The organism is Bifidobacterium sp. SO1 (genome assembly GCF_018555335.1).
Lineage (GTDB): Bacteria > Actinomycetota > Actinomycetes > Actinomycetales > Bifidobacteriaceae > Bifidobacterium > Bifidobacterium simiiventris.
Genome location: NZ_JAFEJR010000001.1, coordinates 440,562 through 453,916, shown reverse-complemented (window position 1 = coordinate 453,916; position 13,355 = coordinate 440,562). Strand labels below are relative to the sequence as shown.

Annotated in this window: 9 protein-coding genes and 3 tRNA genes; 10 read left to right on the top strand and 2 right to left on the bottom strand. The window is 64.2% G+C overall.

Annotation, left to right across the window (positions count from 1 at the left end):
- The first annotated feature begins 95 nt into the window (after positions 1-95).
- The 5 genes from gltX (at position 96) to rsmI (ending at position 4,131) form a co-directional block, all read left to right on the top strand.
- Complete coding sequence (gene gltX, locus JS541_RS01920; RefSeq protein ID WP_214372648.1) at positions 96-1,646, top strand: glutamate--tRNA ligase; 1,551 nt, start codon at positions 96-98, stop codon at positions 1,644-1,646.
- A 224-nt stretch (positions 1,647-1,870) separates the two neighbouring features.
- A tRNA-Glu gene (locus JS541_RS01915) sits at positions 1,871-1,943 on the top strand.
- A 661-nt stretch (positions 1,944-2,604) separates the two neighbouring features.
- Positions 2,605-2,677 (top strand) — tRNA-Glu (locus JS541_RS01910).
- Positions 2,678-2,715: 38 nt separating this feature from the next.
- Positions 2,716-2,790 (top strand) — tRNA-Gln (locus tag JS541_RS01905).
- A 381-nt stretch (positions 2,791-3,171) separates the two neighbouring features.
- Positions 3,172-4,131 carry a 16S rRNA (cytidine(1402)-2'-O)-methyltransferase gene (gene rsmI / locus JS541_RS01900; RefSeq protein WP_214372777.1) on the top strand — a complete coding sequence of 320 codons (960 nt, stop codon included), beginning with the start codon at positions 3,172-3,174 and terminating at the stop codon, positions 4,129-4,131.
- A gap of 106 nt (positions 4,132-4,237) precedes the next feature.
- Here the strand turns inward: rsmI and JS541_RS14710 are convergent, their stop codons facing one another.
- Both JS541_RS14710 and JS541_RS01890 read right to left on the bottom strand, forming a co-directional pair.
- Positions 4,238-4,579, bottom strand: a complete 342-nt coding sequence (locus tag JS541_RS14710; protein ID WP_240539196.1) for a hypothetical protein — start codon at positions 4,577-4,579, stop codon at positions 4,238-4,240.
- On the bottom strand, positions 4,576-5,250 hold the full coding sequence (locus JS541_RS01890) for an alpha/beta hydrolase family protein (protein WP_214372645.1): 675 nt from the start codon (positions 5,248-5,250) through the stop codon (positions 4,576-4,578). Before JS541_RS01890 ends, JS541_RS14710 begins: the two co-directional genes overlap by 4 nt.
- 145 nt (positions 5,251-5,395) lie before the next feature.
- Here JS541_RS01890 and metG point away from each other — a divergent pair, with 145 nt between their 5' ends.
- The 5 genes from metG to rplA all read left to right on the top strand — a co-directional run bounded on the left by metG (position 5,396) and on the right by rplA (position 13,187).
- A complete protein-coding gene (gene metG, locus JS541_RS01885) occupies positions 5,396-7,258 on the top strand; it encodes a methionine--tRNA ligase (protein WP_214372643.1) in 1,863 nt (620 codons plus the stop codon).
- A 1,053-nt stretch (positions 7,259-8,311) separates the two neighbouring features.
- The gene (locus tag JS541_RS01880; RefSeq protein ID WP_276310670.1) at positions 8,312-9,811 is read left to right on the top strand and encodes a sugar porter family MFS transporter; all 1,500 of its coding nucleotides are present in this window, start codon (positions 8,312-8,314) and stop codon (positions 9,809-9,811) included.
- A gap of 182 nt (positions 9,812-9,993) precedes the next feature.
- Positions 9,994-11,619 carry a C69 family dipeptidase gene (locus tag JS541_RS01875; protein WP_214372640.1) on the top strand — a complete coding sequence of 542 codons (1,626 nt, stop codon included), beginning with the start codon at positions 9,994-9,996 and terminating at the stop codon, positions 11,617-11,619.
- A 426-nt stretch (positions 11,620-12,045) separates the two neighbouring features.
- Positions 12,046-12,477, top strand: coding sequence for a 50S ribosomal protein L11 (rplK, locus tag JS541_RS01870; protein ID WP_163230130.1), 432 nt, complete (start codon positions 12,046-12,048; stop codon positions 12,475-12,477).
- Positions 12,478-12,494: 17 nt separating this feature from the next.
- Positions 12,495-13,187, top strand: a complete 693-nt coding sequence (gene rplA, locus JS541_RS01865) for a 50S ribosomal protein L1 (RefSeq protein WP_152357936.1) — start codon at positions 12,495-12,497, stop codon at positions 13,185-13,187.
- The last annotated feature ends 168 nt before the right edge of the window (positions 13,188-13,355 follow it).

Sequence of the window (13,355 nt, the reverse complement as noted above, 5' to 3'; positions counted from 1 at the left end):
GAATCTCAGATGATTGCATATATGCAAGAATATCGCGAATGGGGAATTTTTTCCTTTCCTTCCCACGTCCCGCTTGCGCGGCAGAATAAGGGATTATGACTGAAGCTGAAACCAATTCCGCAACCACTGACAACACGAAGGACGGCAAGCCCGCCCTGCCGAAGGACGTGCGCGTGCGCTTCTGCCCGTCTCCGACCGGCACGCCGCACGTCGGCATGGTCCGCACCGCCCTGTTCAACTGGGCCGAAGCCCGCGCCACCGGCGGCAAGCTGATCTTCCGCATCGAGGACACCGACGCGGCCCGTGACTCCGAGGAAAGCTACAACCAGATCCTCGAGGCCCTGCGCTGGCTCGGCATCGACTGGGACGAGGGCATCGACGTCGGCGGCCCCCACGGCCCGTACCGCCAGTCCGAGCGCGGCGACATCTACCGTGACGTGGCCGCCAAGCTGCTCGAGGCCGGCTACGCGTACGAGTCCTTCTCCACGCCCGAGGAGATCGAGGCGCGCAACGTCGCCGCCGGCCGTCCGAAGGAGTTCGGCTACGACGGCTACGACCGCAACCTGACCGAGGAACAGAAGGACGCGTTCCGCGCCGAGGGCCGCAAGCCCGCGCTGCGTCTGCGCATGCCCGACGAGGACATCGCGTTCGACGACCTGATCCGCGGCACCATCGAGTTCAAGGCCGGTTCCGTGCCGGACTACGTGATCGTGCGTCCGAACGGCGACCCGCTGTACACGCTCACCAACCCGGTCGACGACGCGATGATGGACATCAACGTCGTGCTGCGCGGCGAGGATCTCCTGAGCTCCACCCCGCGTCAGATCGTGCTCTACCGTTACCTCGAGGAGCTCGGCATCGCCAAGACCACCCCGCTGTTCGGTCACATGCCGTACGTGATGGGCCAGGGCAACAAGAAGCTTTCCAAGCGCGACCCGGAGTCCAACCTGTTCAACCACCGCGACGCCGGCTTCATCCGTGAGGGTCTGCTCAACTACCTCGCGCTGCTCGGCTGGTCGATCGCTCCGGACCGCGACGTGTTCTCGATGGAGGAGATGATCGCCAAGTTCGACGTGCGCGACGTGAAGGCCAACCCGGCCCGCTTCGATCTCGACAAGGCGATCTCGATCAACGCCGAACACATCCGCATGCTTGATCCTGCCGATTTCCTGCGTCGCTCGGTGCCGTACCTGCACCGCGACGGTGTGGTGTCCGCTGATTCCTGGGACGAGCTGACCGACCGCGAGCGTGAGATCCTGACCGCCGCCGCGCCGCTCGTGCAGCCGCGCGTGCGTCTGCTCGGCGAGGTTTCCGGCATGGTCGGCTCGCTGCTGTCGGCTGAGGGCTACCTCGAGCCGGCGGACGACGCGAAGAAGCAGCTCAAGGATTCCTCTGCGGCCGTGCTTGATCTGGCGATCGCGGCGCTCGAAGGCGTGTCCGAGGCCGACTGGAAGACCGATCTGCTGCACGAGACGTTGAACAAGGCGCTCGTGGAGGACGGCGGCTACAAGCCGCGCCTGGCGTTCGGCCCGGTGCGCGTGGCGATGTCCGGCCGCCGCGTCTCGCCGCCGCTGTTCGAGTCGATGGAGATCGTCGGCCGCGAAGTGTCGCTGGCGCGTCTGCGCGGGCTGCGCGAGCACCTGTGATCGACTGATCGTTCTCGCGTTTGTGAGGGAGTTCTGGCGTCCGTCCTGTGGAGCGGGCGCCTTTTTTGATCGGCTTCGTCGCTTCGAGTTCATGCGGCGAGAGTCGGTGAATCGTAATTTGTCAACCGATGGATCACCATGTGACACGCCGTGCTTGACGTCGGTGAACGGTTCCCGTATATTGAACCTTCGTTGCGTGGTTCGCTACGTAGCGGATAACTCAAGCCCCCATCGTCTAGCGGTCTAGGACTACGCCCTCTCACGGCGCCAACACCGGTTCAAATCCGGTTGGGGGTACGGATACACAAGGCCTCGGGTTCTCGCCCGGGGCCTTTGTTGCGTTTGCGCGTCGTGCCTCGTCCGGTTGGCGGAGTCGCGGTCGTCGGCAGCTTCCTGACTTCTTCCCGGGCATACGGCCGTTTCAGGTTCTGCAACTGGCCGTAAGCCCGGGCGGTACGGTGTGTTGTGGTGCGTGCTCCCGGGCATACGGTCGGCTGTGGGATGCGAAACGGCCGTATGCCCGGGAGGGATGTTGGCGTGCGTGAGGGTGTGTGGTGGGTGGCGTGTATGAAAGGGTGTGGACTGTGAGGTGCGCGAAAGGGTGCGGACTGCGGGGGTGCGCGAGGGGGCGGACTGCGGGGTACGGGCGGCGTGCGTGAAGGGATACGACTGCGGGGTGCGTGAAGGGATACGGACTGCGGGGTGTGCGAGGAGATGCGGACTGCGGGGCGGGCAGACTGTTCGAGCTGTCGGGTCGCAAGGTTGATCGCCGGTGGACTGCGGGGGAACATGGGCGGCGCTGCGGCAGGGTCGTCGGATGATCCGAGGCGGGGCGCCGTGGCTTCCGAAACTGTTGGAAAATATGGCGACACGCCGTGAGTTGCGCAAAGGTGGACTCTCGCGTATATTAATCACTCGTTGCGCGGTTCGCTGCACAACCGGTTGAAAAACTGAATATGCCCCCATCGTCTAGCGGTCTAGGACTACGCCCTCTCACGGCGCCAACACCGGTTCAAATCCGGTTGGGGGTACGACGGCTGACTCCTCGGAGTTGGTACGCCAGCCAAATTGGGATGTGGTGTAATTGGCAACACAGCTGATTCTGGTTCAGCCATTCTTGGTTCGAGTCCAGGCATCCCAGCCAATGAGCCCTCGCGAAATGCGAGGGTTTTTTGTTTTTCCCGGACGGATTCTTGCCTGATGCTGCCGCCGATACCAAGGGGTTCTAGTCGAGAGCGGACGCTAACCCGGCCCTGAGCGTCCGGATCCCGCCAGAAAGCTGTTGCTCTGGACGAAAACGGCCTCGATATGCTGCCGCAGCGTCCGGATTCCACCGGAAGGGGACGCATGCTGGTCGAAAGCGGACGGCTCCCGTCGAACACAGCCTCCAAAGATGGGAGTATGGCGCGAGTACCTAGCGTGCGGAATACTGGGTGTCATGACACATGTGCATGAAGGGCAGCCCATCCTCGACGATGAATCCGAATCGGTCGACAGTGCATCGGATATCCCGGTCACGGCCGGTATGACAGACGCATCACCGGTCGCCGGCGAACGCGAATCCGTGCCGTCCGACACACCGTCGTCCGATCATATGATCACCATCCCGCGCGGCACCGTCGTGCTCGCCGCCACGCCGATCGGCAACGTCGGCGACGCGTCGGCCCGGTTGCGCGCGCTGCTCGCCGACGCCGATATTGTCGCGGCCGAGGACACGCGCCGACTGTACGATCTCGCGAACCGTCTCGGCGTGCACGTGAACGGCACCGTCGTCGCATACCACGACCATAACGAACGCAACAAGGCCGACGGTCTGCTCGACCGGGTCGAAACCGGTGCGACCGTGCTTGTCGTCTCCGATGCCGGCATGCCGACGATCAACGATCCGGGACTGGCGATCGTGCGCCGCGCGATCGAACGCGGGCTGCCGGTCACCTGCGCGCCCGGCCCGTCCGCCGTGCTGGACGCGCTCGCCCTGTCCGGCCTGCCGACCGATCGGTTCTGCTACGAGGGATTCCTGCCGCGCAAGCACTCCGAGCGCGTGCAGCATCTGCGTATGCTGCTTTCCGAACGCCGCACGATCGTGTTCTATGAGACGCCGCATCGTATCGCCGAGTCGATGGATGACCTGCTCGACGGATTCGGGCCGGACCGTCCGATGGCGCTGTGTCGTGAGCTGACCAAGGATTATGAAGAGATCCGTCGCGGCACGATTGCCGAGATCAGGCAGGGCGTGATCGACGATCCGCCGCGCGGCGAGATCGTGCTCGTGATCGGCGGCGCGTCCGACGAGGAGGCCGCTGCGGCCGCGCCCGCGACGTTGAGCGTCGAGGAGCTGGCCGTGCTTGCGATCGACCGTGCGCTTGATGACGGGCTGCGTATCAAGGACGCGATCGCGCAGGTCGCGCAGGAGCATCCGCTGCCGGACGGTTCGCTGCCCAACCGCAAGCAGATCTACGCCGAAGTGCTCAAGATCAAGGGCTGAGCCGGGTCGGACCGGGACACGTCGGCCTGGGACTGATCGGGAACCGAATTGAGCCCGACCGGCGCGGTTAAGCCGGGCCTGATCAGGAGAAGCGCCGGGCCGTCGTTCACCCGTCGAGCAGGATGGTGAGCGCTTCGCGCACGCCGGGGCCGCCGGCCTGCGCCACGTATTCGAGCAGCGCCGCGTCCGCGCGCGGGTTCGCCACGAGCCAGCGGCGCAGTTCCGGCGCCTCGCGGGCGATATGCCACAGGATGTCCATGTCGGTGGTCGGATCGCACGCGACTAGCGGGGTGAGCAGCAGCGGTGGTTGCGGGGGAGACAGCACCTCGTCTCCGTCCGGTCCGCCGCCGTGCCGCCGCCCGTCGGAATCCGCCCGTGGCAGTCGACGCAGTCTGCCGACGTGCGGGTCGAGACGACGTCGCACGGCATGTCTTCGCCGGCCGATCATGGACGCCTCATGTCCTCGAACAGGACACGCGCGGCTGAGGCCCGCGGCCAGAACGGGTTACGGTCGAGGATGTGCAGACAGTCGTCCGCCGTCACACGGTATTCGGTCATAAGATCGCAGATGGTCGCGCCGCAGTCTGGTTCGTCGGTCGGCAGCAGCGACAGGTCGCAGACCGTGCGTGCCGGCGTCGTCACGCGCGTGCCGCCGATCTGGATCAGGTGTTCGGAAGGGCTTTTGCGGTTGAACACGCGTATTTTACGGCTATGCGCCGCTGCCCGGTAATGCGATCGGGAGATCACATCAACGGTGTTCGGGAACGTGCCGCCCAGCCATAGCCATGCCGCGGTCAGCGCACAGACGGTGGCGTTGCGCGGCACCATGTCGGCCAGGATCGTGGCGCGGCCGTATAGGGTCGTCGCGTGGGATCGTTGGTAGCCGCTGGATGAGTCCAGCCGGGCGAGGGAACCGTTGGAGATCAGCATATTGAGACTGAGCGGACCGGGAAGGTCGCGTTCGGTGAGCAGCGGCTTGTCTTCGCGTACGATGGGCGGCGATGACGTGGGCATGGGCAGTGGCGCGGGCGACGCCGTGGACGATGCGGCCGGGTCGGGCGGCTCGGCGAGTGGAGACGGCGCGGTAAGTGCAGTAAGTGCGGTGATCGTAGCGTTCATACTGATCGACCGTAACGGTTCGGTGCGGCGCGCGCCATCGGCGGTTCCGCGGATGTGGATAAGTCTGTGGATAACTGCAAGCCATTGTGGATAACCATGTGGATAATTTCCGGCCTGTCCTCGCTGAGCCCGATAATTTGGCTTTATGAGTCATATTCTGGTGAATGTTGCATGGCCGTACGCGAACGGCCCCCGTCATATCGGCCACGTCGCCGGCTTTGGTGTGCCGTCCGACGTCTACGCGCGCTACGAGCGCATGAAGGGCAACGACGTCCTGATGGTGTCCGGCACCGACGAGCACGGCACCCCGATCCTCGTCGAAGCCGAAAAGGAAGGCGTGACCGCGCAGGAACTCGCCAACCGCTACAACCGCGTGATCGCCAAGGACCTGTGCGATCTCGGCCTGAGCTACGACCTGTTCACCCGCACCACCACCGGCAACCACGAGCACGTGGTGCAGGAACTGTTCAAGCAGTGCCTCAAGAACGGCTACATCTACAAGGGCACGCAGAAGGTCGCGATCTCGCCGTCCACCGGCCGCACCCTGCCCGACCGCTACATCGAAGGCGAATGCCCGATCTGCCACGCCGAGGGCGCGCGCGGCGACCAGTGCGACGCCTGCGGCAACGAGCTCGACCCGGACGAGCTCATCAACCCCGTTTCCAAGATCAACGGCGAAACCCCGCGCTTCGAAGAGACCGAACACTACTTCCTCGACCTGCCGGCGCTTGCCGACGCGAACCTCGCGTGGCTCAAGACCCGCACCGGCTGGCGCACGAACGTCATCAACTTCTCCATCGGCCTGTTCAAGGAAGTCAAGCCGCGCGCGATTACGCGCGACATCGACTGGGGCATCCCGGTTCCGGTCGCGGGCTGGATCGACAACCCGAACAAGAAGCTGTACGTGTGGTTCGACGCGGTGATCGGCTATCTGTCGGCGTCGATCGAATGGGCGCGCCGTCAGGGCGACCCGGAGGCGTGGCGCAAGTGGTGGAACGACCCGAGCTGCCCGGCCTACTACTTCATGGGCAAGGATAACATCACGTTCCACTCCCAGATCTGGCCGTCCGAGATGCTCGCGTACAACGGACAGGGTTCCAAGGGCGGCGAGACCGGCGAATACGGCCCGCTCAACATGCCGGAGCAGGTCGTGGCCTCCGAATTCATGACGATGGAAGGCAAGAAGTTCTCCTCCTCGCGTGGCATCGTCATCTACGTCAAGGACATCCTCTCGCGCTACCCGGTGGATGCGGTGCGCTACTACATCTCCGTGGCCGGCCCGGAATCTTCCGACTCCGACTTCACATGGGCCGAGTTCGTGCGCCACAACAACGAGGAGCTCGCCTCGAGCTGGGGCAATCTGGTCAACCGCGTCGCGAACCTCATCAACAAGAACTTCGGTGAGATCCCGGCGCTCGACGAGGCGTCGATGACCGACGAGGACCGCGCGCTGCTCGACGAGACGAACGCCGCGTTCGCCACCGTCGGCGGCCTGATCGAACATCACCGTCAGAAGGGTGCGCTGAACGAGGCCATGAAGATCGTCGGCGACATCAACAAGTACATCTCCGCCACCGAACCGTGGAAGATCAAGGACAACCCGGCGCGCCTGGGCACCGTGCTGCACGTGGCTGCGCAGGCCGTGTCCGACGCGAACCACCTGCTCGCGCCGTTCCTGCCGCACTCCGCGCAGAAGGTGTGGGAGGCGCTCGGCGGCACAGGCACGTTCTCACCGCTGCCGCGCATCGAAGAGGTCGAGGATCTCGACAAGCCGGGATTCCGCTACCCGATTATCACCGGCGACTACAAGATGGGCGAGACTGTGCATCCGTGGAAGCGCGAGGAGATCGTGCCGGGTACGCCGGTGGCCAAGCCGACACCGATCTTCGCGAAGATCCCGCAGGAGGCCGTGGCCGAGGAGCTGGCCCGCTTTGACGCCGAGCTGGCCGCCCGCCGCGAGGCCGAGGCCAAGCGACTGGCCGAAGCAAAGGCCGAACTGAACAAGTAAGGTTTCCCGGCCTGCGCCGATCATGCGCATTCACAACGCCCGTGCCTGACCGCACGGGCGTTTTTCATGGCATTGCCGGCGGACGATGTCCCTAGTACTTTGGCGGGCCTAATGTGATGGGTCCGACGCTCCCTCAGTCAGCTTCGTCGACAACTCCCTCAGCCGAGGGAGCCAAGAATAAGAGCACGTCAGGTTAGGTCCGACAGGGCACTATTGCACAATCCCGCCACATGGTTCTCAGGGTTTTGTAAGGAATACGCATCGTTCCTTACAGAAACCGGCGGTTATATAGACCATGTCAACGGTTACGGCCGATGGCGAGGTTCCCTGCGAACCCCATAACTGAACCCTTCTTCTCTCTTCTCTCTCACCCGGCGGCTCCCTCCGCCGGGTTTCTTCTTTTCTGAGGTTTCCTGGTCGTTTCCCGGGCCGTCTGTGTGTTTTCCTTTGTGCTCTTCCCCAGGCTTTCCACGTGGTTTTTCCCGGGCTTACGGCCGGTTGAGGAGCCACAACCGGCCGTAAGCCCGGGAGAGTCGGGTTGGTACCCGGGCATACGGCCGGTTTCAGTCCTTGAAACGGCCGTAAGCCCGGGAGGCTGAGCTGCTTACTTGGGAGAGCCGGGTCGGTGCCCGGGCTTACGTGGAAGGATTGGGTTGGTTCCCGGGCATACGGCCGGTTTGGGGGTTAGAACTGGCAGTATGCCCGGGGAGAATGCTGGTGCGGGCTGGACTTTCCCGGGCATACGGTCGTTTCCGTGCCTGGAACCGGGCGTATGCCCGGGAGGTGTGTGCGTGCGGAGGGGTGGGAGCGGATACGTCGGAGTGTCGTGGTCCGACATCGCATATACTGCTATACACACATACACGTTGTAGCAGGGTTGTTACTCGCATGAGGCAAGACCTGGAAGCGTCCGGAATCCAATCCATATTCCGATCGTTTCCAGGTCTTTTTTGTTCCCTCGCGAAACACGTCCGCGCCGCAACGCGATGAGGCCGCCGCGCAGGCGTGGACGCCCGTCGGCAAGCCGAATCAATGGAGATGGAAGGAACACACATGACAGAAGCAACGAACTCCGCAGCAGAGTCTCCCGCCGCCGTCACGGATGCGGTGCGAGCGGAATCCGAAACCGTCAAATCCACCGTGGAGTCGGCGATCGAAGCGGTGGAAACCGCCGAATCGCGCGGATTCTCGTCACGATTCCCGCTCAACAGCGGGTTCATCTTCACGTTCGGCGCGCTCGGCGGCATGCTGTTCGGCTTCGACACCGGCATCATCTCCGGCGCGTCGCCGCTCATCGAATCCGACTTCGGCCTGACCGTCTCGCAGACCGGCTTCATCACCTCGTCCGTGCTCATCGGCTCGTGCGTCGGCGCGCTGTCGATCGGCACGCTGTCCGACCGGTTCGGCCGCAAGAAGCTGCTCATCGTCTCCGCGATCCTGTTCCTGCTTGGCTCGGGCCTGTGCGCCACGTCCACCGGCTTCCTCATGATGGTCGCCGCCCGCATCATCCTCGGCCTCGCGGTCGGCGCCGCCTCCGCGCTTACCCCCGCCTACCTCGCCGAACTCGCGCCGAAGGAACGCCGCGGCTCGCTGTCCACGCTGTTCCAGCTCATGATCACGTTCGGCATCCTGCTCGCCTACGCCTCGAACCTCGGCTTCCTCAACCACGACCTGCTCGGCTTCGCCGACTGGCGCTGGATGCTCGGTTCGGCGCTCGTGCCCGCCGCGCTGCTGCTCATCGGCGGCCTGCTGCTGCCCGAATCGCCGCGCTACCTCGTGAACAAGGGCGACGAGCGCAACGCGTTCAAGGTGCTCACCCTCATCCGCAAGGACGTCGACCAGGCGCAGGTCCAGCTCGAGCTCGATGAGATCAAGGCCGTCGCCGCACAGGACACCAAGGGCGGCGTGCGCGAACTGTTCCGCACCGCCCGCCCGGCGCTCGTCGCGGCCGTCGGCATCATGCTCTTCCAGCAGCTCGTCGGCATCAACTCGGTCATCTACTTCCTGCCGCAGGTCTTCATCAAGGGCTTCGGCTTCCCCGAAGGCGACGCGATCTGGGTGTCGGTCGGCATCGGCGTCGTCAACTTCGTCTCCACGATCGTCGCGACGATGATCATGGACCGCTTCGGCCGCAAGCAGCTGCTCATCTTCGGTTCCGTCGTGATGACCGTCGCGCTCGCCATCCTCGCCGTGATGAACTTCGTGGGCGACGTGTCCGCGCTCGCCGTGCCGACGATGATCCTGATCGCGTTCTACATCCTCGGCTTCGCGATCTCGTGGGGCCCGATCGCGTGGGTGCTCATCGGCGAGATCTTCCCGCTGTCGGTGCGCGGCATCGGCTCGTCGTTCGGCTCGGCCGCGAACTGGCTCGGCAACTTCATCGTCTCGCAGTTCTTCCTCATGCTGCTCGACGCGTTCGGCAACAACGTGGGCGGCCCGTTCGCGATCTTCGGCGTGTTCGCCGCGCTGTCGATCCCGTTCGTGCTGCGGTTCGTGCCCGAGACGAAGGGCAAGTCGCTCGAGCAGATCGAGGAGGAGATGACCCGCCGCTAGCTCGCTGCTGGCCGACCGCTGACCGGTTGGCCTGTTGGCTGACCGGTCGGCCCGCTGTCCGGCCGGCCCGCTGTCCGGCCGATCTATCGTCCGGTTGACTCACGGCCGGCGGTTCCGTTATGGTTGTTCTCGCCCGTCGAACGTGTGCACTGCGTTCGACGGGCGTTCCTATAGTGGGTGCCATGTCATGCACCACTCTGCTTGTTGGCAAGAATGCCAGTTACGACGGCTCGACCATCATCGCCCGCGACGACGATTCCGGTTCCGGCCGTTACGATCCGAAACGTTTCGTCGCGGTCGCCCCGGCCGACCAGCCGCGCCACTACCGCAGCGTGCTCAGCCACGTCGAGATCGACCTGCCGGACGATCCGTGCCGGTATTCGATCGTGCCGAACGTGCTGCCGAACCGCGGCGTGCTGGCCGAGGCCGGCGCGAACGAATACAACGTCGCGATGAGCGCGACCGAGACGATCGCCGTCAACGAGCGCGTCGCCGCGGCCGACCCATTCGTCGAGCTCGTGCCCGCGACCAGTGAGCCGGGGGATGCCGGTTACGAGCCGGAACAGCCGGGCGGCATCGGCGAGGAGGACATCATCACGCTGGTGATCCCGTACGTGAAGACCGCGCGCGAGGGCGTCCGCCGGCTCGGCGAACTGCTGGAGACGTACGGCACGTACGAGTCGAACGGCATTATCATTTCGGACGTGGACGAGATCTGGTACGTCGAGACGATCGGCGGCCACCACTGGATCGCGCGGCGCGTGCCGGACGACTGCTATGCGACGATCCCGAACCAACTCGGCATCGACGACTTCGATCTGACCGACGCGTTCGGCGAGCAGCGTGAATACCTATGCAGCGCCGATCTGCGCGAGTTCATCGCGGAACATCACCTCGACCGCACGATGCGAACGATGGCAGGCAACGGCTCGTCGCGCATCGGCTTCGCGGCGGACGGTTCCGTCTCGCAGTCCGACCGCTTCAACCCGCGCACGGTGTTCGGCGACAGCACGCCGAAGGACCACATCTACAACACGCCGCGCGCATGGTACATGCAGCGCCACCTCAACCCGAGCGAGGACTGGGATTCGCCGGCGGCCCGCTACACGCCGATCTCCGACGATATCCCGTGGTGCCGCGTGCCCGAGAACAAGGTGACGATCGAGGACGTCGACTTCCTGCTCGGCTCGCACTTCGAAGACACCCCGTACGATCCGTACGGCACGCTCGGCACCCCTGAATCGCGTCACCGCTACCGTCCGATCGGCGTGAACCGCACCGGCCACATGGTCGCCATCCAGCTGCGACCGTATGCACCCGCGTGCAGCCGCGCGGTCATGTGGATCTCGTACGGCTCCGGTCCGTTCACCACGGCCGCGCCGTTCTATGCGAACGTTACTGACACGCCAGCGTACCTGCGCGACACCACGCCGCAGGTCTCCACCGACAACCTGTACTGGACGAACCGACTCATCGCGGTGATCGCGGACGCGCACTGGTTCGAAACGAACCGGCTGATCGGCGGATACGTTGAGAAGGTTCGCACGTTCGGCCATCGTCTGGTCGAGGAGACCGACGCGGCGATCGAAAGCGGACGGTTCGACGACGGCGCGGACGGCAACGGCGACGGCCGTCTCGACGGCGACGGATCGCTCGACGGCCGGCCGGTCACGGCGGTGCTCGGCGAGGTGAACGATCGCATGGCCGAGTTCCTGCGCGAGCGCGCCACCACGCTGCTCGACCGCGTGCTGTACGAGGGCAGCAACCACATGCGCAACAGCTTCGCCATGTCCGATCGCTGGAACTGATTCCTCATCCTCGGCCCCCTCTGTTGAGGGGGCTGTCAGCAAAGCTGACTGGGGGAGAGTCCGGCGTCTGACGCTTGACTTGTCTTTTCGACCGAGCGCGCCACTTACCTGTCATTTCGACCGAGCGCAGCGAGTGGAGAAATCTTCCAGGCGCAATGGTTCCAATAAGATTTCTCGACTCGGCTGCGCCTCGCTCGAAATGACAATAGATGGCTTCTGCTTGAAATGGCGTGAACGGCGTAATGGGGTTGTCGCCCATATACGGCATAATGAGATGGTTTGTGTCTGGAGGGCCTACGGGCCGCGCGAGAAGCGCCCGCAAGCCTGCTAGCACAGCACAGCAATCATACGGTTGCGGGAGGAGTTCGCCGCGGGAAACCAAGGCGTTCGCCACTATCACCGCTTCATAGAAAGAAGAACCATACAATGGCTCCTAAAAAGAAGGTCACGGCGCTGATCAAGCTCCAGATCCAGGCCGGCAAGGCCAACCCGGCCCCGCCGCTGGGCCCGGCTCTGGGTTCCCATGGCGTGAACATCATGGACTTCTGCAAGGCGTACAACGCCCAGACGCAGGACAAGATGGGTCAGGTCATCCCGGTCGAGATCACCGTCTTCGAAGACCGTTCCTTCACCTTCGTCCTCAAGACCCCGCCGGCTGCGGCTCTGCTGAAGAAGGCCGCCGGCGTCGAGAAGGGCACCGAGAACCCGCTGACCCACAAGGTCGGCTCCGTCACCAAGGCTCAGGTCCGCGAGATCGCCGAGATCAAGATGGCCGATCTGTCCGCCCGTGACATCGAAGCCGGCATGAAGATCATCGAGGGCACCGCTCGCTCGATGGGCATCACGGTCACCGACTGAGAAGAGGAGAAGGACTAATGGTACAGCGTTCCAAGAAGTATCGCGAGGCGGCCGAGAAGGTCGATCGCAACAACCTCTACACCGCCAACGAGGCCATCGCTCTCCTCAAGAGCATGCCGGAGTACAAGTTCGACCAGACCGTGGAAGCGGTGCTGCGTCTGAACGTGGACCCGCGCAAGGCCGACCAGCTGGTTCGTGGCTCCGTCCTGCTGCCTCACGGCACTGGTAAGACCGCCAAGGTCCTCGTGTTCGCCCGTGGCCCGAAGGCCACCGAGGCCACTGAGGCCGGCGCCGACATCGTCGGTGATGACGACCTGATCGCGAAGGTCGCCGACGGCTTCCTCGACTTCGACGCCGTCGTCGCCACCCCGGACATGATGGGCAAGGTCGGCCGCCTCGGCCGCGTGCTCGGTCCGCGTGGCCTCATGCCGAACCCGAAGACCGGCACCGTCACTATGGACGTGACCAAGGCCGTCAACGAGATCAAGGGCGGCAAGGTCGACTTCCGCGTCGACAAGCACGGCAACCTCTCCTTCCTCATCGGCAAGATGAGCTTCGACGAGGCCGCTCTGGACGAGAACTTCAAGGCTGTGGCCGACGAAGTCAAGCGTCTCAAGCCGTCCACCGTGAAGGGCCGTTACGTCACCAAGGCGACCATCACCTCCACAATGAACCCGGGAGTCCCGGTCGACCCGATGACCGTTGCCTGATTCCGTCTCGTCTCGCTACGAACCGAATCACACGGTCACGGTAAGTGACTGATCAAGACCCGCGTTGCGACTGCCGCAGCGCGGGTCTTGTCGTATCTGCGTAGCCCCGTAGGTGGGTAAATCCGGACAGATAATTCCATAGGTGGGTAAATTCGGATCAGTTAGACT

Bases quoted from the DNA above. Each gene is read 5' to 3' on its own strand.
- gltX (WP_214372648.1), top strand. From the start codon at position 96: ATGACTGAAGCTGAAACCAATTCCGCAACCACTGACAACACGAAGGAC.
- rsmI (WP_214372777.1), top strand. From the start codon at position 3,172: ATGACAGACGCATCACCGGTCGCCGGCGAACGCGAATCCGTGCCGTCC.
- JS541_RS14710 (WP_240539196.1), bottom strand. From the start codon at position 4,579: ATGATCGGCCGGCGAAGACATGCCGTGCGACGTCGTCTCGACCCGCAC.
- JS541_RS01890 (WP_214372645.1), bottom strand. From the start codon at position 5,250: ATGAACGCTACGATCACCGCACTTACTGCACTTACCGCGCCGTCTCCA.
- metG (WP_214372643.1), top strand. From the start codon at position 5,396: ATGAGTCATATTCTGGTGAATGTTGCATGGCCGTACGCGAACGGCCCC.
- JS541_RS01880 (WP_276310670.1), top strand. From the start codon at position 8,312: ATGACAGAAGCAACGAACTCCGCAGCAGAGTCTCCCGCCGCCGTCACG.
- JS541_RS01875 (WP_214372640.1), top strand. From the start codon at position 9,994: ATGTCATGCACCACTCTGCTTGTTGGCAAGAATGCCAGTTACGACGGC.
- rplK (WP_163230130.1), top strand. From the start codon at position 12,046: ATGGCTCCTAAAAAGAAGGTCACGGCGCTGATCAAGCTCCAGATCCAG.
- rplA (WP_152357936.1), top strand. From the start codon at position 12,495: ATGGTACAGCGTTCCAAGAAGTATCGCGAGGCGGCCGAGAAGGTCGAT.